This window comes from Variovorax sp. VaC1 (genome assembly GCF_043658315.1).
Taxonomy (GTDB): Bacteria; Pseudomonadota; Gammaproteobacteria; order Burkholderiales; family Burkholderiaceae_C; genus Variovorax.
Map to the genome: position 1 here is coordinate 39,215 of NZ_JBIGLT010000011.1, position 20,804 is coordinate 60,018.

The following is a 20,804-nucleotide window of genomic DNA, read 5'->3' on the forward strand; positions in this document are numbered from 1 at the left end:
TTACCCCCTCGCCCGCTCGGGGTCGCGCACCGGCTCGCGCACCACTTCCACCCTCGGTTCGGCCCGCTGCGCGTTCCGGTCGTAGACCTTCACCAGCGGTTGCCGCTCCGTCGCCTGTGCTGCTTCGGTCAAGCGCTGCTTGACCTCTTCGCGCACGTTCTCGAGGCGGTTCACGTCCCACGCGTTGCGGTTCGTCACCAGGTCAGTGGTGCCCGTCACCTTGCCCGTGCTGTCGCGCTGCTTGACCTGAACGGTCACAGCCTGCTTGCCCTGGTACGCCAGCGCCACCTCGTCGCCGGCGACAGACTTGCTTTCAGACATGGCGCGCTGAAGGTCGACGCCCCACACGGTCTTGTCGCCTGCTGGCGTCTGGAGCTTGACGTAGTAGCTCTGTTCGTTGTCCTTGTTGTGCTCGTACGGCGCAGCACCGTGCTCCAACACCTTGCCGACGTGGACGCGGTTGTTCTGGAAGCGCTCGGCCGCCAGCTCGGCGGCCATGTCCACGGCCTTCTCCGAGTCGCCCCGTGCCCGCAGCAGACCCTTCAGGGTTTCGACCGCCATGCGCTGCGGCTCACTGAGCGTGCGGTGATGCTCGTCAATCACCGCCGCCTTCTCGGGCACTGCGGCCCGTTCTGGCGCTGCCACAGCCCGCTCCGGCTGTTCCACAGCCTTTGCCTTGGCAGTGCCCTGCTCGATGGTGTTGAGCGCCTTGTCGGCCGGCTTGTCCGCGGCGTATGCCGCATACGCCGGTTCCTTGCGCATGTCGGCCAGCTTCGCCCGGTCAACGTCGCGAGGCTCGTAGCCCGAAACCTCCATGCCACGCAGCGAGGCTTGCAACCAAGCGGCGCGCATGAATTCGTCGTCGCCCTTCAGCTTCAGGGCTTTCCAGCCCTTCGCCTGAGCCAGCTCCACCATCGACAACGCGATCGCCGGGTCGTTGTGATCCGTGGCCAGGCGCTTTCCCTTGTCCTCGAACGCCAGGCGGTTCTCGTCATCACGAAAGTAGAACTTCGTGTCCGCCTGCAAGTAGCGCTTGCGCAATGACTCGGGCGTCACGAACTCCTTCTTCTCGTCGTCCTGGTCCTTCGGACTGCGTTCGCGATCGACGGTGTTGGCACGCTCATCCGTCACCTGCTGCGGCGTTTTCGCCGACGGCTTCACCACATCGACATCATCCCCGTCGATGAAGATAGGCTTGTCGATGTCGCCCGGACGGTACTTGTCCCAGAGCTTCGCCGCCGTCTGCCAGTCCCGGCCGGCCAGGGTTTCAAGGTCACGCATCACGTCGGAAAGGTCCGTGCGATCGCGCCAGCCCAGTTCCTCCAGCTCCGACTTCGCCATGCGCGAATCCAGCTCCTGCACAAACCGCTCGTTCGCTTCGGACTCGCCGACGCCGAGGTCTTTGCGCGCAGCCGCGCTGTCCCGCTCCCGCGTCGACGCCACCCGCGCCATGTCCCGATCTTCGATCACCAGGTCGGGCACGGCAGGCTGCGCCTTTTCGGCCAACGTGCGAGCCTCGATCGACACTTGCGCTGCGGCGAAGGCCTCGCGGCCTTCGTCCTTGCCGAACTGCTCTCGAAACGCGCCGTTGCCTTCGCTGGTGCGTGCTGCATCCAGCTTCGATGCCGAGTCAGTGAGGGAAACCGACGTGCCGGCCGGCTGCGCGCTGATGAAATCACGCTTCGCCTCCTGCGCAAAGCGCTCCATCGACTCGGCCGGATCGTTGGAGAAGTGAAGCACCTCCGCCCCTTTTCCCGCCGCCTCCAGTTGGACGGTGAACCGTGCATGCGCCGCGACCTCTAGGGCCTCGGCACGATGATTTGCAATCAGCGCTTCCTTGTATGCACCCTGCGTCTCCGCGACCGCTGCAATCGCAGCGGCGCCTTCCGCCCGCTTTACGGGGTCGTCGATCTTGCTGAGAAATTCGATGTCGACCTTCGCCAGCTCCGCCGCGGGCTCGGTCTTCAAGTGGTCCTTCGGCCACGCAAGGGCTTGTTCACGTCCAGTCCGCAAGGACGCCAATGGGTCATCCACCCCCAACTCGGCGGCAGGGCCGCCCACGGTCTTGTCCGTGCCAGGCAGTGCGGCGTCAACGACGCCGCTTTTCCCGAGCCCGGCAGGGCCGGGCTCTGTCCCGCCGAAGTCGAGTTCGGCCGTCAACGGATCGCGCGAGGTGCCTTCCGGTTTGTCGCTCATTGCGTGCTCCCAACTTTGAGTGCGGCGCCGGTTGAAGCGAACGCTGCGGTATCGAGGTCCATCGCTTCGATTTCGACGCGACGGTTGATGGATTTGCCTTCTGGCGTGCTGTTGTCGACGGCAAAGCCGCCTGCCGCCAGGTAGGTCATGTGGATCTTGGAGAGCGGCACGCCGTTGCTGACCAGAAAACGCCGAGCCTTCAAGGCACGCAGCATTGCGATGTCGCGGTCGATCGGGTTGTCGAACTCGGCGTCCGTGCGGCCACGAATTTCCACGCGCTTCCCACTGCGAGCCGCCTTGAGCAGTTCTTCTTGCATCACGTCCGACGGTTTGAAATCCGTCTTGGCGAAGGGATGGCTCACGCGAAAAACAACCGCTTGGCCACGGACCTCGACCGATTCGGTTTCATTGAGCGCGACGGGCTTTGCCGTCGAAACCTGCAGCATCGCCGGCGCCGGCGAGGTTGCCGGCGCTTCCACCGGTGCCCGGCCCTGCGAGGGCTGCGGCACCGGCATCGCTTTTGGGCGGTTTGTCGCCGCCTCCATGCTCTGAAGAACGAGATACGACTTCAGAGCGGCCAGCTCGGCCTTCATGCTCTCGACCTGACGAGCGAGCGCACTGCGCTCGCGATACGCAGTCTGTTCCTCGGCATTTCTCGCCTTGTAGTCCTCGATGCGGGCTTCGCTGTTGACCGGCGTGCGGTCGCTGCCGCTGGGCATCGCCACCTTCGGCGGACCACCGCAACCCGCGAGAGTCGCGGCCACCGTCAATGCAATAAGTGTCTTTTTCATGCTCTTTCGCTCCTTATCGATCGTGTTGCGCTGCGGGTCGTTCGCTGCGCTGTTGGTCATGGCCGCGCTGGGGCGCGTGCTGTTGGGTGCGTGCGTCGAACTGGCGTTGCTTCGACTCGCGGTATTGCTCGACCATTCGCGTCTTGACGACATCGAGGTCGCGTGCGAAAGGCGTGTAGTCCTGACCCAGCGTTTCCTTCGCTGTGCGATGGATGCGACTGAACATCTCTTCGATCGCAGCGCGCTTCGGGTCGTGGAACTGCGCCGCGCCCTTCTCGCCCTGGTAGTTGATTTGCATGTTCACGTCGGTCAGCCGCTTCTCATCGGCTCGACGCTTCATGTTGTCGCTGGTGGTGAAGTCGACGGCGCTGACCTCGTGCACCACCACGCTGCGCTCGCCGACCTTCTGCGCGAGGTAGTCGCCGCTCGTGAAGACCGGCCCGGTGTAGCGGCCGTTCTCACGCGATGCGCTGATTTCCACGCTGGTGCCCCACTTCGCCTGCGCTTCTTGACGCAAGGCATGCGGCACCTCGCGCACGTCGTGCAGCCGGCGCTTGCCGGGTTCCTGGCCTTGCTGGCCAGGAGACTGCTGCTGCGCTTGCGCACGCGGTGCTTGCTCCGGCGCAGATGCCGGCGCGGCTTCAGGTGCTCTGCCGGCCGAGCTGGCGGGTGAGGCCCTGTCGGCCGCCGCGGAAGCAGCCTGAAGCCGTGCCGAGGGCTTGCGCGGCGTCTTGGCAGGCTTCATGTCCTTGTCGTCTTGGTTCTTTTCGTCCATGTACATCGTTAGCTCCCTTCAGTGCCCAAACGTCTAGTCGGGCTAGTTACAGGTCACTTGTCGAGAACCGACAAGTCAATTGCGCCGCGCTTCACCGACGCTTTGCGGCGAGCAGCCGCTGGCGCCGATCGGGCTGCGATCACGTCGCCCGGTCCGTCGAAGTAGTCGTCTGGCGGTTCGTCATCGCCTGGTGCCGAGCTGGCCGGGGCCAGCTCGTTCCCACCGCCGCCTGATGTCGACGCGCCCTCGTCGTCTTCGATGACAGTCAGATGAGAGACATCGACGGGCTCCACCTGCTCGCCGTCGGCCCCTTCGCTCGGGTCGACCTCGACGCCTTCGGCGTCTGCGAAATCCAACTCGCCGAAGAAGGCGTCGACCAGGTTCTCCACCTCGTCGGCGGAAGGGTTCTCCGGGTCGGAGAAGGTCGGCAGCGCATCGACATCGATCGCCAGCTTCGCCAAGTCGATGCGTTCGCCGGGCGCTGCGACCCGCACGCGCTGCTCCATCTTTGCTTTGTGCAGGTCGATGTCGAGCAGTGGAATCGCGACGGCCAGTTCACCTTTGACCAACGCGGCCGTTTCGAGCTGCTGCTGGGTCGGCCGCTTCTTCCCCAGCGCTGCAAGCGATGGGCTGACCGACTTCAGCCGGTCAAGGAAGTTGTCGTCATTGAAATACCTGGCCTTCTCGCAAAGGATCGGCTTGCAGTTCTCGACCATCACAATTTCCTTGCTTTGGCCAAGCTCCTTCAGCTCTTGAGGCAGCAGCAGCGCCCTGCGCTGGTCGGACACGTTCTCGCTCGTAGAAGCGCCGTTGCCGCCCCAAGCGCGGGGCCTGCTGACACCCGTCGAAGTCGCCTTCTCCGTCTGATAGCCGAGCATTTCCGAATACTCGTTTGCATCCTTTTGCTCGCGCGGCGGATACACGATTTGCAGGGCATGGTTCGTGACGAAGGTCCGCGTGTCCTCGCGGCCGTAAACCGATTCGAGCTGCGCGATGCTCTGCACGATCGGCAGCAGCCGCAGGTTGTAGCCGGCGATGTACGACACCGCCTTGGCCAAGATGCCAACCTTCCCGATCGCGGTGAACTCATCGAGGATCAGCAGGCATTGGTGCTTCAACTCGGGGTTGTCGCCGGGCAGCTCGCCCGTGTTGAGGTTCACGAGCTGCGAGAAAAACAGATTGATGAGCAGCGAGGCATCGGCCAGGCGCTTGGGCTGGATGCCGATGTAGATCGACATCTTCTTCTTGCGCACCATCGTCAGGTCGATGTCGGAATAGCTGGTCGCTGCATCAACGATCGGGTTCTCGAAGATCGTCAGTGGGGCGTTCAAAGTGGCCAGGATGCTGGCCATCGTGTTTTCCGAGGTGTTGCAGAAGCGATTCAGTGCGTTCAGGCACTCTTCGGTCAATGCGTCATCGCCGGTCGACCGAGCGGCCACGATGTCACCCAGGTGGTCCTTGATCGGCCGGCCCTTGCCCGAAGACTGACGCAGCACTTCGCCGAGCGTGCAGGGCAGCTCGGGCGTGTCCATTAGGTACAGCACGAGCCCAAGGAACAGGCTGCGCGCCTGGTCATTCCAGAAGGAATCCTTCGCGTTGTCGCCCGGATAGAGCGCCTGTCCGATCGCCAGGATGTCGCCCACGCGGAAATTGCGGTTCCGGTTGATGCCGTCGAGCGGGTTCCACCGATGGCTCTTGCAATCCTCAGCGAATGGACTGAACAGGAAGACCTCATGCCCGTGCTTCGCCCGAAAACCCGACGTGAACTTGAAGTTTTCCAGCTTCACGTCGAGCACCACCACCGAGCCGTTGTAATTCAGCAGGTTCGGCAGCACGATCGCGACACCCTTCCCTGAGCGGGTCGGTGCCGCCAGCAACACGAATTGCTGGCCACCGAACATCAGGTACTGACCCTGATACTTGCCGACGATGATCCCCGCCTCACCGTACAGACCAGCCGTCCGGACCTCGCCTGAGGTCGCAAAACGCGCATCGCCGTGCAGCGAACGGGCGCCATTGCGAACCGCACCGAGGACAAAAAGCGGCACCAGATACACCGCCACGAATGCCACGCCGGCCGCCAGTTGCAGCCTCTTGTGCTGCACAGGATCGTCCTTGTACCAACCCCAGTAGGTCCACCAGGTGTCGAGCGATAGATCCTCTGGTGCGGTCTTGTTGAGCAGGAAGTAGATGGCGCCGGCGATGTACTGGGCCAGGAAGAAGCCCAGCACGATGTACACGAGCACCGCAAACGCGATCGCAATCTTTTTGCCGTTCATGCTGGCCTTTCAGGCGCGATGCACGGTGGCATCGCCGAACCGCGCCGCGAGCTTCGCAACCGGGTCGAAGTGAACTTCGGCAACGTACCGTTCCTTGCTGATCGGCTTGTCGTTGTCGTCGAACTCGACGTGCGCCACCATGTGCACGATCACGTCGATGGTCAGCGCCACCAACCGTTTCAATGCGTCGGCGTCGTAGATCGTGGCTTGCTCATGCTCTTTGCACATGAACACGTAGCGCTCCGTGGCCAGTGCGCACGACTCGGCGTGATACGAGGTGATGGAGCCGCTGTGCCCGGTGGTCAGCAGCTTCAGGAAGTCGAAGGCTTCGCCTCCGCGCAGCTCGGCCAGCAGCACGCGGTCCGGCATCATCCGCATGTTCGCGGCGATGAGGTCGGTGGGCGTGACCTTCGCCACGCCCTGCCCGCCCTTCGAGTACAGAAGGTGCACCCTGTCGTCGTGGCCGGGCAGGAAAAGCTCCCGCACGTCCTCGATCGTGACGATGCGCTGCATTGCCGGGATGCTCTGGCACATCGCCTTCATCAAGGTGGTCTTGCCAGATCCGGTATCGCCGACTACGGCGATGTTCTTCCGCTCGCGGACCGCGAGCTTGAAGAATTCCATCAGTCGATTGCCTTCAAGGTGCTCGATGAGCCGTCGATCCATTGCCGAGAGGTCGCCGCGCCGAGCGTCAAGCTGTTTCGAGCGCCCCCAGAGGAATCGATTGAACGCGCCTTCGGCCTGGTACTCCGAAAGCGGCTTGATCGTCTCACCGGGAATGCGGATCGAGATCGAAATGGTTTCCGGCTCGACCGCCGGCGAGAGCACGACCTGAATCCGTTCGCCGTCGGGCAACCGCGCCGACATGATCGGCTTCATAGGACCGATTTCCTGATCTGTGAAGGTCGCGATCGTGTGCGCGAGGGCTACCAGTCGCTTCAGGGTCAGGTCAGGAGCATCAAGGCGATGACGTGCCGCCCCAGCCACCACGATCACCTTGCCAGGCTCATTGACGAAAACGTCGGTTGCGCCCGGCAGGTCGAGGAACTGCCGGAATGGCCGCATCAGCTCCCGCACCATCGCATCACGGCCTAGGAGGCCGTTGCTGCGCGAAGAGGCCGGCGCGGCATTGACCGGCATTACCTCATCGGCCGAACGGCTGATGAGGCCTGACTGAAGCGCCTGAACGACCCGCTCAGACGCAGTACCTTGGCCGGGCTTGCCCACTTCAACGGGGTCGAAGCGCATACACGGTCCCGAAGTCAAGGTCACGCGCGACGAAGATCGAGGCCCGGTCGCCCTGGTTCTTGTAGAGCGTCGGCTTGATGTTGATCGTGCTGGCCAGAATCTTCTCGGCCAAGCTGCTGCCGGTCTGCTGGCTGTTCTGGAGAACCACCGTGCCGCCTTGCGCCTGGGTGTTACCAGTACCGCTCGTGCCGCTGGCTTCCGCTGTCTTGTACGCGATCGCGTCTTGCACCAGCGACAGCATCACGGCCGCACCAATGCGCTCGAACCAGTGGTTGTCGATGTAGCCATCCAGGCCAGACGTGCCGAGGCTGTCTGCGGCCGGCGAATTCAGGTTCATCACGACGCCGTGGGGCGTCTTTACCCGCGACCACAGCACGAAGATGCGTTTCTGACCCTGCTGCATCGCGGACATGTATTCGCCCGTCGCTTCCGACCCGCGCTCCAGCAGCAGCACGCGGCCGTTGTCGCTGTACACGTCCGAGCTGATGACGCAGGTGGCCATGCCAGCCACCTCGTTCACGAGGCGCATCGACAGACCGCAGTCGATCGTGCGCCCCTTCGGCAAGATCATGCTGCGATCGCCAAGCATTCCTGCCTGCACCATAGGTGTCGACGAGGGCGTCAGGAGGCTGCCGATGGACCCTTGCGGGCTCGACGCCGCGCCACCGCCGTTGCTGGCGCCGGCGCCGCCCAGGTTCACCGTGCTGCCTGGCGCACCACCCAAGCCGCCTGCGGCCTGCTGGCCCGTCGTCTTGCCTAGGATGTCCTGCACCATCGCAAGCGTTTGCATCGACCGTTCCGACGGGCCGCCAGCCGCCGATCCAGGCAGCGCCTTGGTTGGCGCTGGGACGATCACGTCACCGGCGTAACGACTCGGCGGAGGCGCTGTCTGGCCCTGCGCCTGCGTTTGCTGCCCGCCCTTGACATCTGGCACCACCTTCGCGGGGCCACCAGGCGAAATTACGCGACCGTCCTTGCACACCCGCATGGCCTGGCCAGAAGGCGCGAGCATGGCGTTGCCGTCGGGCCCGACCAGCACCACGCCTGGCGTGCCGTCGTCGCATGGACCGCCCTTCGCGTCGATCTTCGGCGCGTTCTCCGCGAACTGCGGATCACTGTCGAACTTGCGGCGCAGGCCCACCAGTGCCGGGCGGTTCTCGTTCTTGTCGTCCTTCGACGCTGCCGCATCGCGGGCATTGGCGAATGCCCGCCACTTGTTGACCGCGAACAAGCCGCCCACCAGAACGATTGCGAGCAAGAGCACCACGAAGATGACCTTCGGCAGGATGTTGCTCGATGAACCGCCGCGCGAGTTGACCGAGACGATGCCAAGGTCAGCCTGTTGTCCGGTCGCGCCTGGCGAGCCATTCGACGCGCCCACGCTGTTGTTGTTGTCTGTTGCCATGTTCTCTCCCTTACCGGATTTCGCGCTTCAAGCCTTCGACCGTCACACCGTCTTTCGGTGCGACGCCGAACGGGTCGTATGCGTCATTCCAGACGCCCACAGTTGCCTCGCCGAGGCGCAGGACGAAGCGCCGGCCCGTCCGCTCAACGACCGCGAGATCACCTTCCATGTGGAAGTTGACGCGGCCCTCTTCTTCCGACGGCGAGATGAAGTAGATGGAGGGGACTTCCCTGTTCGCTGGGAACTGGAAGTAGGTGAATCGGCCGTCGTCGAAAACGAGCGTCGGCGCGATTTCATCGCTGCCCTTGAGCACCTGCATCGAGTACTTCCAGTTGCGCGGCACCGGCTTCGCTGTCTTCACCAGCTCGTCGACCACAGCCTTGTCATTGACCGGTGCAGGAGCACCCGCCAATGCAAGCACAGACGCCAGCGGAGGCAGATCGAGCGGATACCGGAAGATCACGCGGAACATGGGTTCCGCAGCGAGCTTGCCGGCCCGACCAGCTGGCGAATCCTTCAGCACCTTGAACTCGAAGCTGTAGTCGCGCTTGTTCGACTTCAGCTCAAGGTTGTTGGCCGTCGCGTTGTCCTTGGGCTTCACCCAAATCTGGTTCGTGCCAACGTCGGCACGCACGCACCACTCCGATTGCGGATTCGCGCAATCGGCCGGAAAGCCGGTCGCGGCCACCTCGATCTTTTCGTCATCGGCGAGGATCAAGCGGGTGACAGCACCACGGCGTGTCGACACGACCGTCACGTCATCCTTCTTGAAGGTGACGTAACGCACGCGCGGGTCAAGGTCACTCGCCACCGGCAGATCGGCGGCATGCACCGCAGCGCCAGCGGTCAGAGCCATCAACAGGCTTGCAAAGAGCTTCTTCATGGCGGACCTCACTGCGGCACCGCCGCGGGCTTGACCGTCGGCAGAGGCGTTGCGGCTTCAGCGTCGACGCGATATGCCACCACGCGGTAGCCCAGCGGATTGGCAATGAGATCCTTCTCCTTGCCGAACATTGACGGCTTGTATTCAAAAGCCATCGTCGAGACGAAGTACTGCGGCGGATCGGCCACGTCGGCCTCCTGCCGCTTCGCGACCTTCTCGAAGCGAACCACCGCCTTCGTGCTCACGTCGTCGCGCGAGAGCGTGACGCTCAGGACCTTCACGCGCATTTCGACCGACTGGCCGAACTTCTTGTCGCGCGCGTTGCCGCCTTCGTACAGCTTCGCGTACTCGCGGCCAACTTCGTCAGAGCTGAGGGCAAGCACTGTGTCGTAGTCGTTCTGGAGCAGCTTCCAGCTATACGACTCACGGGCGACGACGTAGGTCTGCGCCCAGTGCTTGTCCGTCAGCTCCTGATAACCGACGGCTGCGCGATCATCCGTGGCGCTCACCATTTCGACATTGCCAGTCGCCTTGTCGACCGCAAAGATGTACGGCACAACGCGCTTGAAAGGCGCCATCGTGGCCATACCGCCGACTGCCACTAGGGCAAGCAGCAAACAGGCTCCAGCAACAATCCAAGCGCGGCGCTCAGACTTCTCGCTGCGGGACTGGCGATCGGCTTCCCAATCGCTGCCGGCCTTGTAGAAGCGGGATTCCTCCCCCGCCTGGACTGTGTTCTTGTCAACCATGTGAACTCCCCGGATTGCAAATGCCACGCGGATCAGCGCGGCGTGTAGGTAAAGGTGTCTGCCGTCGTGTTGGTGCGCGAAAGGGTCTTCAGTTCGCGTTCCTTGATGGCCTGCTGTGCCTGGCGGTCCTGTGCGATCGCCATCTGGTTCATCAACTGCACGCGGTTCTGGTCGTTGCCGACCTGCGTGTTCTCAGCAGCGATACGTGCTTGCAGCTCGGCAATGGCCTTGGGATCACTGGTGGAGTTGATTTGGCTTTGCAGCGTCTGAATCTGGCCCGTCCGCTGCGAGATAAGGTCCAACGCGTTTTGCGCGTTGGCCAAGAGCTGCGACGTGTTGTTCAGGAACGATTGGCACGAGGTGAGATCGCTGCCCGTGCGGCCTTCGCAGTTGTAGATCAGGCTCGATTGGCGCTGCGCCTGCCCGGCACTCGACAACCCATTCAGCCCGCCCGACTGGATCGTCTTGTAGGCAGCCATGAGCGAGGCCGCGTCGGGCACCGCTTGCTTCAGCAACGGGTTGTTCGCGATGTCACCAAGGTTGCGATTACCCGTCAGAGCCTGGTACTGCTGCTTCATCTGGTCCAACTGGCTCTTCATAGTGGTGATCTGTTCAGCCATCTGGCTGTACTGCTCACCCCACGCGATCACTTCCTGAATCGCCTGCGCCAGGTTGGCCGCATCGAGCACGGGGATGCCGGCATGCGCCGGCGCCGTGACACCGACCATGCCGGTTGCGATCGCGATCGACGCGATCAGCTTCTTGAAATGCTTGACTACTTTCATGCTTAACCTCTCTGTGTTGATGACCTACGGATGTTTGAAACGACATTGCGCTGGTAGAGGGGGCGGCCGGAGCCTCCCGAACCACCAGTGCCGCTCTCGTTCCCTGAGCGACTTCCACCACTACCGCCAGAGCCGCCGCCGCCGCTCCCGCCCGCATCGCTGATTTGTCCGCCGCCGCCTGGTGGTTGGGGGGGCTGAGGCTTCTTGTCACGCGAGAGCATGTCCATCAGCTTTCTGCCGATTTCGCGACCGATACCGCCTATTGCTACGCCACCCGACAAAGCACTCGCCAGTTGATTAAGGTTCAACATGACGACCGCCAGCGATGCGGAAACGAGCAGCAGCGAAACCGCATCGCGGATAACGTTGGTCGTGTCTACGTTGCCCTTCATGGAATTCGCGTACTGGCTCGCGAAATCCGTCAGCATCGAAATACTTGCCGCGATCAGGACATTGAGCAGCACGTAGTGCAGGCACTGCCCAATCCAGCTTTCGGTGTATTTCTGAGTTGCTGGAAACATCGCGCACACGATGAAAATCGGGCCGACGGCCAGCACCAATGCCAGCACGACCTTCGCGAGCAAATACATGCCCAGGCCGACAACGAAGAGAAACGCCTGGGCGACTGCGACCAAAGCAGCGGCAGCAATCAGACTGAAGTTGGGCCAAAACCCAGTCGTGGCTTGACTCCACAGCGACTGCCCCAATTCCTCGTAAGGCTGCGACATGTTGTCCACGAGCTGCCCTATCGAGGTCACGCCGCCAACGGCCTGTGTCATGCCCTCTTGCAGACCCTGAATCATCTGAATTGCCGTGCCCTGGTATTCACCAGCGCTCAGCGCAATTCCCGCAACGAACGCGATCTTGAAAGACTTCCACAAGAAGGTGTGGAGCGAGTCGTTCGCTTCGCCGCGCATGATTGCGTAGCCCATCATCAGGACGTAGACCGTGACGCACGTCAGCACGACGGGCGTCAGAATGCCAATCAGCGCCCCGCTTTTGCTGGTCACATAATTGTTGAGAAGCAGGTCAATTGCGGCTTCAAGCTTGGTAGCGATGCCCATTTAATTGCCTCCAGCCTTTTTTGCCGCGTCCGGGAAATATTTCGGATTCGGCTTGTACTCAAATTCCTTGTTCTTGCCCTTGGCCGATGACGCAGCGGGCACCGGCGCAGCCGGCGCTGACGCCGCTGCGGCTGGTGCCTCGACAGGCGGTTTGAACTCGAATTTTTCGTTGGTGGTTTCGGTGCGCCGCACGACCTCGGAATCGACCTTGGTGCAGCCTGCGACTGCAACCAACGCCGAAATGACGAAGACGCCCGAAAAGCGTTTGTTCAGCATGTAGCCTCCTACGACTTTGCGAGCGCACGGCGCTCGCTGACACGACGGTGGAAAATGGGAATCCAGTCCTGCGGGTCATCGCCGACCTTTTCCCGGATGTCGTCGAGCAATTCGACGTTCTCGACCGTGCCGGAAATGACGTTCAGGATGTCGTCCATGCCGCCCAGGTCGTATTGCACGATCGCCGAGCGGTGGCCTTGCTTGACCAAGAACATGCGGCTCGTTTCGCCGAGATTCTTGATAATGTCAAATTCCGCTTCAGTGACCTTGAAGCCTTCAACGTAGTCGTCGCGGTCCGCGCGAGGATTAGGCAAATAGATCTGTGTCACGCTCTGTTCGACCATCGTTTTGCCGATACGGTGCGTTAGTACGTCCGAGGGCGACTGTGTGACGAATACACCGAGGCCAGATTGCTTGCGAATGGTTTTCTGCTTGTTCAGCGCAAAATCGCTGAACATTTCGTCCATCAGCGGCTTCCAGAATTCCTCCATGATGTAAATCAATGGCTGACCATTGATTAGCGACTCAGTGATGTGCAGCAGGTACGCCATGATTGGCGTGCGCACTTCCGGGTCGTCGAGAAAATCGGTGTAGTCGTATCCGAAAATCTTCGCCGTCGTGAAATCCTGATTGTCGATTTCGTTGTCAAACACCCAGCCGAGAGGTTGGCCGCGTGTCCATTTTTGGAGGCGATCCCGGAGGCTGTTGTCGCCCGTCCCTGTCAGCACTTGATAGACAGCCGAAAGCGATCGCACGCGGTGCGTGACTTGATCGCTCATCACTGTGCGAACGGCATTGCTGACGACGATTTGTTCCCGAGCCGTCAGGCCCACGCCGTCGTCGCCCTTCAGGAGCTGTTTGACCAGTCGCTCGCAAAAGGAAATGTTGTCTTCCGTCAGATCGAATTGGAATGGGTTGAAGCCGGTCGGCTCGCCGCGTTTGAGGGCAAAATATTTGCCGCCTATTGCGCGAATGCCGATTTCCATACCGCGATCTTTATCGAAGGCGACAACCCGAAGGCCGTAATACTTCGTCGCGAACATGATGAGGCCCATTTGCAGCGTCGTCTTACCCGAGCCCGTCGTGCCGCAAATGAATGTGTTGCCCGCGTACTTTTCATCGACCGAATCCTTGTCTTCCGGCGAGACGTGAAAATTCAAATAAAACGGCTGGCCGCTCGGCGTCTTCAGCAGCGCCAATGCCTCCCCCCAAGGGTTGCCATTGCGCTTGCCACGCGCGAAATTGTGAAGCGGGCTCAATGCCGCGAAATTGCGGCTCGTGATTTGTGCTTCCCGAGGCCGCATCGTCCAATTGCCCGGCAATTGGGCAAACCAGGCGCACTCGGGGATCGCGTCGATCACAGAGAGCTTGAACCCAGCGTCGTCCTGAAGGATCGTGCGCGCGGCCGACATGTTCTTGGCGACCTCGCCCAGGGACTGGCCGAAGATCGCGAGCGTGTAGTGGTACTCGCCCATGTCGTACTCCCCGCTCTTCACGTCCTTCATGGCCTGCGTCAATTGCTCAACGTCATCGGTTCCAGCGTCTTCCGATGCGCGCAATTGACCTTGCTGCCGTTCCAGCCCATCCATTGCATCGCGCTTGTTCTTGATCGAAAAGCTTTGCGATTCAATGTATTCGTAATCACCGTACAGGATGCCGTTATTCATACCCGGCTCGGATTGCTTCGGGTAATCCTGAAAATCCATGAACCCGACGAACTTGTGCTCTTTCGGATGCCAGATTTCAAGCATGCCGTTCTTGTCGCCGAAATGCAGGCGAGACGTGGGGAGGTATTCGCCGATGTCTGCGCGCTGCATCGGAATGTCTTCCCACACGCCATTGACCAGAAAGCCGAGGAAACCCAGCATTTCGGAATACACCTTTCCACCTTTTTCAAAGGTGCCAAGGCGCTCTGGGTCGTAGCGCTTCAAGCTTGATTCGACTTGCTTGGAAATGTCGTCGAGCGCGTCGAGGTCTTCTTGTTCCTTTTCACGAATTTGATTGATCGAACGGACGGTCATCCGATTGAACCAGCTACCAGCCCGCGACGTGGTTGGCCGATAAATCACCGTCAAATACAGCTCCGTCGCCATTTGCCGATGATTATCGAAAGACTTGTAATACCGTTCGTTGAAGTCACGGCAAAATTCATTTTCGAAAGTGCCACCCAGACGCTCGCGAACCACACGGCGCACCTTGTGGGTCCAAACGGAATAATGGCCGCCGCCGAGAGCCTTCAGGAAGTTATTGAGTCCTTCCTTGCGGATTGCGATTTCCGTCGGGTCTGATGTCTCGAAGGAAATTCCTTCGAGACGCCAGGTCGCCATGTAGTCGCCGTTCCGCTTCAGCTTGATCACGTTGGGAGCCACGTGGGTTCCCATCGGGATGTAATCCGAAGACGGAATTTGTGCGTCCGCCACTTCTTTCATTTGCGCCGTCGCTCTCATGATTTCCGCCGTTTGTATCGAATGGGTGAATAGGATGCAGCGCCCCACAATTGCCGCCCTGCCCGGTGCCGGAATCGCATGCGTGCCCGCATTAGCACTTGACGCAGACGTTGATCGTCTTTCTTCGTCATTTGCCGCAGCGTGATGCAAATGGGCACGTACACAATTCCGAGGAACAGAGAGACATACGGGCTCACCAGATAGAACGTCCAGACCGCGAGGATCATGAACGAGCCTGTGACCAGCAAAAATGGAATCGTGGGCACGCCCATGAACATTGCTGGCCTTGTGCACCCCTTGAAAATGGGGTCGCTAAATCCCTCGACTTGCATGGTGGCTTAATTAATCAGCCAAGCTGCAATACCAGCCGCACCGCCGACGATGATGCCGCCGATCACGATGTTGGAGATTTCCGACCACTTGGCGTGCTGGAACGCCATTTTGAAACCCGCCCACATCAGGGCAATCGTGAAGCAGGTCACTGCAACACCGACCAACACCGTCTGGATGTTTTGCATCACGGTATTGACCTTGCTGATTTGCGCAAAGGCAGGGCTCGTCGCCATTGCCATTGCGCCGGCAGCGACTGCCATCACCAGCCCTTTGCGATTTGACTTCCCGAAAATGGCCAATGCGGCCTGAACGTTCTTTTTCACTGAATACCTCTCTGAGTGAGTGCCTGGAATTGACGCATCGCGTCCTCTAAATGAAATTTCAAATGGATTGGTCAACGAGTTTTCGTCTCTCGATAAGCGCTCCTTTCCGTGGGGGCCGCACTTGGCTCAGAAAATCAAAGCGCTGCCCGCCTGGGCACTCGCTTGGGCTGGAGGAACCGCCACAGGGCCGGCCGCGGCCTGCTTGGGGGTTGCGGGCGCCGGACTCGCTGCCTTGGCGGTCCTGCTGACGGTGATCGCTGCTGCTGGGGCCTTGGTGCCGGCTTGCGGCACCACCTTCGGCACGACCGGGATCGCCTTCGCGAGCGACGTGTCGCTGCCGACAACCTTCACCACGTACCCTTCCCTGTAGCCCGTGATGAAGTTGCCGCTGTAGTAGCAACTGAATGCAGCTCGAAGCGCCGTCTGTTCATCGCGGGGAGACTTGCGAGCGCGCAAGAAGCACTCGGTCAAGATGCCCCCGCCCGCCTTCAGATTGGGACAGGGCTCAAACGCCGTTTCCAACGTGAGCCCATATCTTCTAAAGTTCGCTTTATTGACCTGCGCCAGGCCGACGCTGTAGTTGAAGCCGTTCTGTTCCAGCCACTTGGCTGTCGAGATGGCTTCCTCCAGTGTTCGGGGCTGACGATCCAGCCGACCATTGACGACGCCGATCGCGAAGGGGTTGAAAGCCGATTCGACCTGGACAATCCGACGCATCGTGTCCATGTGGACGGTCGGAGCGCACTGCTCAGCCAGCACTAAGAAATCCAGCATCAGAGGACTCCCCCCAATGCAGTCGCGACAGCCTTTGGCATCGTCTCTCCCTGAAGTTGCCCGGTGGCTCACTGCCCCCCCGGAAACCCCCCAACCGCTCGCTCGTTGGGGGATAATTTTCACCCTTTAGCGCATAAAACGCGCATCACAAGCGAAGTATGCGCCATGCTACTTTTCTTAACAACACAGAAAAGCGCAAAAAGTGCGCACAACACGCATAAAACGACATGAGTGACAACAATCAGCAACAGGAACAAGGCGCAGAAACCACACTGGCCGCCAAATGCGTCCGCGCGCTCCTTGAGCGCCACGGCGTGCCCCGGAACAAGCATTCCGCCGTGGTTACTGATGTCCTTGGGCTGTCCTACTCGCAAGGAAACAGACGCCTGACGACGAGAGCCACCTGGGAGTTGGAAGAGCTGCGCACCCTCGCCGAGCACTACGGCGAGACGCTGACTGAGCTGGTATCGCTCGGCCAGCACGATGAAATGGAAGACGCGACGCTCGTCACAGGAACCACCAGCACGCCTTGTCGCGTCGCAAGGGGACCAGCAGTTCACAAGCCACGTCTCGGCGCGTTGGTGCTCACAAAGGTCGACGCCGACTGGTTCGTGCTCCCGGCCGAGCCGAACCTGGCCACGCAGGCCTACGACATCAAGCGTCTTCTCGTCGAGCCGTCATCGGCCACCAGCCGCCGAATCGCTGTTCTCGACGACCACCCAGAGAGTGCGCAACTGATCGTTGCTTACCTCAAGACCGCTGGGTTCGATCCTGTCGCCTTCACCAACTTGGATCGCATTACCACGTCGGCCGCAGCCGGCGAATTTGATGGCTACGTGCTCGACTGGATCATCGTGAAGGACTCGATCCAAGACACGGTGCGTGATCTGGTGGCAGCGATCCGCGCGCGTGACGCGCACTGCCCTATCGTTGTGCTCACTGGGCAGATGCGCAATGGCATCGCTGATGAAGCGGAAATTGCCACGGCGATGGCAAAGTACCGCTTGAAGTTCTTCGAGAAGCCAGCGCCGCTGCCGATCATTTCGGCTGCGCTGGCCACGTCATTCACAGCGGCATAGCCGTCCGCCACCGGAAAAAAAACGGCCTCTGGGAAGAGGCCGCAAAACTGCTGGAGCTGGTCGGGAGGGAGGGGAGTGCGCCCCAGCAGGAAAATTAAGTCTGGGGCCGGGTCAACCTTCCTTGATGCCTCGGACAGCGATCACTCCGCCGAGCTTGGCCGTGTCTTTGCGGATGCGCCTTGCGAGGTCGACCGGTGCCCCAGCTCGCGGCTGCCAGCCACTCTTGATGAACGTCTCCGCCACCGCTGGCGACTGAAGGACCTTCGTGAGGGCAGCATTGAGCTTGGTGGACACGGCATCCCCCATCGTCGCGGGCCCCGCGAGGGCTGTCCAAATCTCAGTTTCGGCCCCGTAAACACCGGCTTCGCGCAATGTCGGAAGGTTCTCCGCGAGGGGGCTTCGCTCCGGGGACGTAACGCCGACAAGCTTGAGCTTGCCGCTGCGCAAATGCGGCAGCACAAGTCCTGGCGGCAGCAGAGCCATATCGATCTTGGAGGCAAGCAGCGCTTCAAGGACTTGCGGATTACTGCCGAAGGGCTGGTGCTTTGCGAAGATGCCTGCCTGCATTGCGTGCATCTTCAGCAGCTCCATGCCGAGGTGCCCCACGGTCCCACTTCCTGGCGTCCCGTATCGCCCGTCAGAACTGATCTGGCGAATCCACTGAAGCACTTCCTGCGGTGAGCTGCCCGTAGCCCGCGAGGACGTGACGAACACCAACGGCGTGGTGCCGATAAGGCCGACCGGTGCGAAGTCCGTCTCGGGGTCGAAGGGCATCGCTGGGTTGAGAAGCTTCGCGATCGTCATGTTGCCATTGATGAGCACGCCGATCGTGTGGTCGTCGCGGGACTTGGCAACCTCGTCCGCCGCAATGTTCCCGCTCGCACCGGGCTTGTTTTCAACGAAAACCTGCTGTCCGAGCGAAGCGGACAACGGGGCAGCGATCGTGCGCGCCGCGATGTCTGGCGCCGACTCCCGAGGAAAGCCGACGAGAAGGCGAATCGGCTTTGTAGGCCATGCCCCGGAATTGATGCCCGTGCTCGCACCCGACGCGCCGGCAGCGAGCGCTTTGAGTGCTGCCCCGGGCAATGACAAGGCCGCGGCGGATTGAAGCAGACGACGTTTGCTGATGTTCATGATGTTGACTCCCTGGTTGAAATTCACAGCGGGATAGCCGCTTCCTGCCGAACCTCGAAACCCTCGATCCTTGGCTCAAGCAACTCGCGCATGCGCGTGATGCCAAGCTCGGCTTCATCGCTCAATGCGTACTCAAAGTTCTGGTGCAGCACCTTGATTTCCTCGATCGACGCCGGCAAGCCATGCTCCGCATGGCGTGCGCCGATGGCCGCCAACGGGTCCATGCGATAGCGCTCCATCGAAGCCTTCAGCAGCCCTTCGAGGACTGCTACGGCTGACGGATCGAGGTCGGCCCGATAGGCCCACACAGCCGAGACGATCGGCGTACCGATCCACCCGAACCATTCGCGTCCCAGGTCGTACTCGTAGCGGAAGCGCCCGCGCTTCCTTTCCTCGACGGCCTGGTCCTGAATCAACAGGCGCGGTGTCGTCGCGTTGTCGACATCGAGGTTGCGGCTCCACCGCCCGATGCGCAGGCCGTACTTCTTCTTCATGATGGCCTGCAAGACACGCACCGAAGTCGTCGTCTCGTAGCAGACATCGATGTCAACGCCATCGAGTTGCGACATCGGTTCATTCGAGAAAAAGACGACGCTGCCGGCAAGGCCTCGGAATGAAATCCCCAAGTTCGCCAGCCGCTTCCAGCGCCCCTCCAGCTCGAACCAGTCAGGGATCGCCATGGGCGTCACGTCGAGCTGGCCGCGCTCGATCAGCCCACGCACGCCGCTGGATTCGCAGCGCACCAGGTTCACTGGCCATGTCGCCCTGTCGCCGTAGTTCGGTATCCAGGGCACGCTCGGAAAGAAACCCACGTTGAGGTCGAGCGCGCCAGCATTGCCGGTCGCGCTCGACGTAAATGAGGTAGAGCTACGCATGATGGTTCTCCAGACGTGGAAAGTGACTCAGGCCAGCGGGGCAAAGTCCGCGTGGCTTTGCCAGCCCGTTGCGTGGAGGTCCACTCCCACGGGCGGCGCGGCCAACTGCGCCACCGGCGCATCGACGAGATCCACAAACGCCGCATCTGGCGATGTCGATGCAACGCTGTACACCTCGCTGCCCTGCATCATGCGAACGTGCACGGGCACGCCTTTCGACCGTTCACGCCGGCGTTGCTTCACCGCTTGCGACAGCGTTTCGAGGACCTGCACGGAGTCATCCCATCCAAGGCACGCATCGGTGATGCTCTGCCCATATTCGAGGTCACAAGCCCGGTCCTTGCCCGGCGTGAAGCGCTGCGCACCCTCCTGCAGGTGGCTTTCGACCATCACGCCGAAAACCCGGCTCGAGCCGCCTGCTACCTGCTCGGCGATGTCGCCCGCCACCACGATCTGCCTGTCGTGCTTCTTCGCGCTGTTGGCATGGCTGCAATCGACCATGAGCGATCCGCGCATCCCGGCCTCTTCGAGGCCCAGGCACGCCAACTCGACGCTCTTTGCGTCGTAGTTCGGCGTCGTCCCGCCTCGCAGAATCACATGGCAATCCGGGTTGCCCGTCGTCTCCACGATCGCTACATGGCCGTTCTTATGCACCGACATGAAGTGGTGGCCGCGCGCTGCGGCCTGGATCGCGTCGACCGCGATGCGGATGTTGCCGTCGGTGCCGTTCTTGAAGCCGATCGGTGCCGACAGTCCCGAGGCCAGCTCGCGATGCACCTGGCTCTCCGTGGTGCGCGCCCCGATCGCGCCCCACGAAATGAGGTCGCCGATGTACTGCGGTGAAATCACGTCGAGGAATTCACTGCCTGCCGGCAGGCCCAGGTTGTTGATGTCGATCAGCACCTGGCGCGCAATGCGCAGGCCTTCCTTGATGCGGAAGCTCTGGTCGAGATAGGGATCGTTGATGAGCCCTTTCCAGCCGACGGTCGTGCGTGGCTTCTCGAAGTACACGCGCATCACGATTTCGAGCGAATCAGCGTACCGAGCGCGCTGCGCTGCCAGCTTCTTGGCGTAGTCCAGCGCTGCCTTGGGATCGTGGATGGAGCAAGGCCCCATCACCACGAGAAGCCGGTCATCGGCACCGTCGAGAATTTGGTGGATGGTCTTGCGCGTCCTGAGCACCAACGCTTCGACCGGAGTGCCGGCGACGGGGTAGAACCGGATCACTTCCTGCGGGGCCGGCAGCTCTCGGACATCCGAGGCCTCCGCGTTGCGGGCGAGAGTGTTGAGTTTGGGCATGGGGGGTGAAAAAGTAAAAAAAAAGCCCGCTGGCGATCGCCACGGGCTTCAAAAGGTCAAGCTGTTTAAAGAAAAGTCATTGGTGGACA

General features: G+C 61.3%; 18 protein-coding genes and 1 pseudogene. 1 reads left to right on the forward strand and 18 read right to left on the reverse strand.

Annotated elements, in window-relative coordinates:
- The 15 genes from ACGLHS_RS31800 to ACGLHS_RS31870 form a co-directional block, all read right to left on the reverse strand.
- Positions 1 to 2,196, reverse strand: a complete 2,196-nt coding sequence (locus ACGLHS_RS31800) for an LPD7 domain-containing protein (RefSeq protein WP_394485896.1) — start codon at positions 2,194 to 2,196, stop codon at positions 1 to 3.
- A complete protein-coding gene (locus tag ACGLHS_RS31805) occupies positions 2,193 to 3,047 on the reverse strand; it encodes an OmpA family protein (RefSeq protein ID WP_394485898.1) in 855 nt (284 codons plus the stop codon). Before ACGLHS_RS31805 ends, ACGLHS_RS31800 begins: the two co-directional genes overlap by 4 nt.
- The gene (locus ACGLHS_RS31810; protein ID WP_394485900.1) at positions 3,001 to 3,768 is read right to left on the reverse strand and encodes a hypothetical protein; all 768 of its coding nucleotides are present in this window, start codon (positions 3,766 to 3,768) and stop codon (positions 3,001 to 3,003) included. Before ACGLHS_RS31810 ends, ACGLHS_RS31805 begins: the two co-directional genes overlap by 47 nt.
- A 47-nt stretch (positions 3,769 to 3,815) precedes the next feature.
- A complete protein-coding gene (locus ACGLHS_RS31815) occupies positions 3,816 to 6,041 on the reverse strand; it encodes a type IV secretory system conjugative DNA transfer family protein (RefSeq protein ID WP_394485904.1) in 2,226 nt (741 codons plus the stop codon).
- Between the two features lie 9 nt (positions 6,042 to 6,050).
- The gene (gene virB11 / locus ACGLHS_RS31820) at positions 6,051 to 7,289 is read right to left on the reverse strand and encodes a P-type DNA transfer ATPase VirB11 (RefSeq protein ID WP_394485907.1); all 1,239 of its coding nucleotides are present in this window, start codon (positions 7,287 to 7,289) and stop codon (positions 6,051 to 6,053) included.
- Positions 7,270 to 8,694, reverse strand: a complete 1,425-nt coding sequence (gene virB10, locus ACGLHS_RS31825) for a type IV secretion system protein VirB10 (protein WP_394485910.1) — start codon at positions 8,692 to 8,694, stop codon at positions 7,270 to 7,272. The genes virB11 and virB10 overlap by 20 nt, the downstream gene beginning before the upstream one ends.
- A gap of 10 nt (positions 8,695 to 8,704) precedes the next feature.
- Positions 8,705 to 9,577 carry a TrbG/VirB9 family P-type conjugative transfer protein gene (locus tag ACGLHS_RS31830; protein ID WP_394485912.1) on the reverse strand — a complete coding sequence of 291 codons (873 nt, stop codon included), beginning with the start codon at positions 9,575 to 9,577 and terminating at the stop codon, positions 8,705 to 8,707.
- An 8-nt stretch (positions 9,578 to 9,585) separates the two neighbouring features.
- The gene (locus tag ACGLHS_RS31835) at positions 9,586 to 10,326 is read right to left on the reverse strand and encodes a virB8 family protein (RefSeq protein ID WP_394485914.1); all 741 of its coding nucleotides are present in this window, start codon (positions 10,324 to 10,326) and stop codon (positions 9,586 to 9,588) included.
- A 32-nt stretch (positions 10,327 to 10,358) separates the two neighbouring features.
- The gene (gene virB5, locus ACGLHS_RS31840) at positions 10,359 to 11,111 is read right to left on the reverse strand and encodes a P-type DNA transfer protein VirB5 (RefSeq protein ID WP_394485917.1); all 753 of its coding nucleotides are present in this window, start codon (positions 11,109 to 11,111) and stop codon (positions 10,359 to 10,361) included.
- A 2-nt stretch (positions 11,112 to 11,113) separates the two neighbouring features.
- On the reverse strand, positions 11,114 to 12,175 hold the full coding sequence (locus tag ACGLHS_RS31845; RefSeq protein ID WP_394485919.1) for a type IV secretion system protein: 1,062 nt from the start codon (positions 12,173 to 12,175) through the stop codon (positions 11,114 to 11,116).
- Entirely contained in the window at positions 12,176 to 12,451 is a 276-nt protein-coding gene (locus tag ACGLHS_RS31850; protein WP_394485922.1) for a hypothetical protein, read from the reverse strand.
- A gap of 8 nt (positions 12,452 to 12,459) precedes the next feature.
- Positions 12,460 to 14,898 (reverse strand): VirB4 family type IV secretion/conjugal transfer ATPase, encoded by a 2,439-nt coding sequence (locus tag ACGLHS_RS31855; RefSeq protein ID WP_394485924.1) that lies wholly within the window; start codon positions 14,896 to 14,898, stop codon positions 12,460 to 12,462.
- Positions 14,895 to 15,230: a type IV secretion system protein VirB3 gene (locus ACGLHS_RS31860; protein WP_126025945.1), complete on the reverse strand. Its 336-nt coding sequence runs from the start codon at positions 15,228 to 15,230 to the stop codon at positions 14,895 to 14,897. Before ACGLHS_RS31860 ends, ACGLHS_RS31855 begins: the two co-directional genes overlap by 4 nt.
- A gap of 6 nt (positions 15,231 to 15,236) precedes the next feature.
- On the reverse strand, positions 15,237 to 15,554 hold the full coding sequence (locus tag ACGLHS_RS31865; RefSeq protein WP_394485927.1) for a TrbC/VirB2 family protein: 318 nt from the start codon (positions 15,552 to 15,554) through the stop codon (positions 15,237 to 15,239).
- A 126-nt stretch (positions 15,555 to 15,680) separates the two neighbouring features.
- The gene (locus tag ACGLHS_RS31870; protein ID WP_394485929.1) at positions 15,681 to 16,328 is read right to left on the reverse strand and encodes a transglycosylase SLT domain-containing protein; all 648 of its coding nucleotides are present in this window, start codon (positions 16,326 to 16,328) and stop codon (positions 15,681 to 15,683) included.
- A gap of 227 nt (positions 16,329 to 16,555) precedes the next feature.
- On the opposite strand from ACGLHS_RS31870, the gene ACGLHS_RS31875 reads away from it, so the two are divergent.
- Positions 16,556 to 17,407, forward strand: coding sequence for a helix-turn-helix domain-containing protein (locus ACGLHS_RS31875; protein ID WP_394485933.1), 852 nt, complete (start codon positions 16,556 to 16,558; stop codon positions 17,405 to 17,407).
- A 111-nt stretch (positions 17,408 to 17,518) separates the two neighbouring features.
- Here ACGLHS_RS31875 and ACGLHS_RS31880 read toward each other — a convergent pair whose 3' ends face one another.
- The 3 genes and pseudogenes from ACGLHS_RS31880 to ACGLHS_RS31890 all read right to left on the reverse strand — a co-directional run.
- Positions 17,519 to 18,541, reverse strand: a complete 1,023-nt coding sequence (locus ACGLHS_RS31880; protein ID WP_394485936.1) for a Bug family tripartite tricarboxylate transporter substrate binding protein — start codon at positions 18,539 to 18,541, stop codon at positions 17,519 to 17,521.
- Positions 18,542 to 18,564: 23 nt separating this feature from the next.
- The gene (locus tag ACGLHS_RS31885) at positions 18,565 to 19,416 is read right to left on the reverse strand and encodes an MqnA/MqnD/SBP family protein (protein WP_394485938.1); all 852 of its coding nucleotides are present in this window, start codon (positions 19,414 to 19,416) and stop codon (positions 18,565 to 18,567) included.
- 228 nt (positions 19,417 to 19,644) lie between these two features.
- A pseudogene (locus ACGLHS_RS31890) lies at positions 19,645 to 20,715 on the reverse strand (3-deoxy-7-phosphoheptulonate synthase); the annotation flags it as partial.
- Positions 20,716 to 20,804: the final 89 nt, after the last annotated feature.

Bases quoted from the DNA above. Each gene is read 5' to 3' on its own strand.
- ACGLHS_RS31870 (WP_394485929.1), bottom strand. From the start codon at position 16,328: ATGCTGGATTTCTTAGTGCTGGCTGAGCAGTGCGCTCCGACCGTCCAC.
- ACGLHS_RS31880 (WP_394485936.1), bottom strand. From the start codon at position 18,541: ATGAACATCAGCAAACGTCGTCTGCTTCAATCCGCCGCGGCCTTGTCA.
- ACGLHS_RS31845 (WP_394485919.1), bottom strand. From the start codon at position 12,175: ATGGGCATCGCTACCAAGCTTGAAGCCGCAATTGACCTGCTTCTCAAC.
- virB11 (WP_394485907.1), bottom strand. From the start codon at position 7,289: ATGCGCTTCGACCCCGTTGAAGTGGGCAAGCCCGGCCAAGGTACTGCG.
- ACGLHS_RS31885 (WP_394485938.1), bottom strand. From the start codon at position 19,416: ATGCGTAGCTCTACCTCATTTACGTCGAGCGCGACCGGCAATGCTGGC.
- ACGLHS_RS31855 (WP_394485924.1), bottom strand. From the start codon at position 14,898: ATGAGAGCGACGGCGCAAATGAAAGAAGTGGCGGACGCACAAATTCCG.
- ACGLHS_RS31810 (WP_394485900.1), bottom strand. From the start codon at position 3,768: ATGTACATGGACGAAAAGAACCAAGACGACAAGGACATGAAGCCTGCC.
- virB10 (WP_394485910.1), bottom strand. From the start codon at position 8,694: ATGGCAACAGACAACAACAACAGCGTGGGCGCGTCGAATGGCTCGCCA.
- virB5 (WP_394485917.1), bottom strand. From the start codon at position 11,111: ATGAAAGTAGTCAAGCATTTCAAGAAGCTGATCGCGTCGATCGCGATC.
- ACGLHS_RS31805 (WP_394485898.1), bottom strand. From the start codon at position 3,047: ATGACCAACAGCGCAGCGAACGACCCGCAGCGCAACACGATCGATAAG.
- ACGLHS_RS31835 (WP_394485914.1), bottom strand. From the start codon at position 10,326: ATGGTTGACAAGAACACAGTCCAGGCGGGGGAGGAATCCCGCTTCTAC.
- ACGLHS_RS31830 (WP_394485912.1), bottom strand. From the start codon at position 9,577: ATGAAGAAGCTCTTTGCAAGCCTGTTGATGGCTCTGACCGCTGGCGCT.
- ACGLHS_RS31850 (WP_394485922.1), bottom strand. From the start codon at position 12,451: ATGCTGAACAAACGCTTTTCGGGCGTCTTCGTCATTTCGGCGTTGGTT.
- ACGLHS_RS31815 (WP_394485904.1), bottom strand. From the start codon at position 6,041: ATGAACGGCAAAAAGATTGCGATCGCGTTTGCGGTGCTCGTGTACATC.
- ACGLHS_RS31800 (WP_394485896.1), bottom strand. From the start codon at position 2,196: ATGAGCGACAAACCGGAAGGCACCTCGCGCGATCCGTTGACGGCCGAA.
- ACGLHS_RS31860 (WP_126025945.1), bottom strand. From the start codon at position 15,230: ATGCAAGTCGAGGGATTTAGCGACCCCATTTTCAAGGGGTGCACAAGG.
- ACGLHS_RS31875 (WP_394485933.1), top strand. From the start codon at position 16,556: ATGAGTGACAACAATCAGCAACAGGAACAAGGCGCAGAAACCACACTG.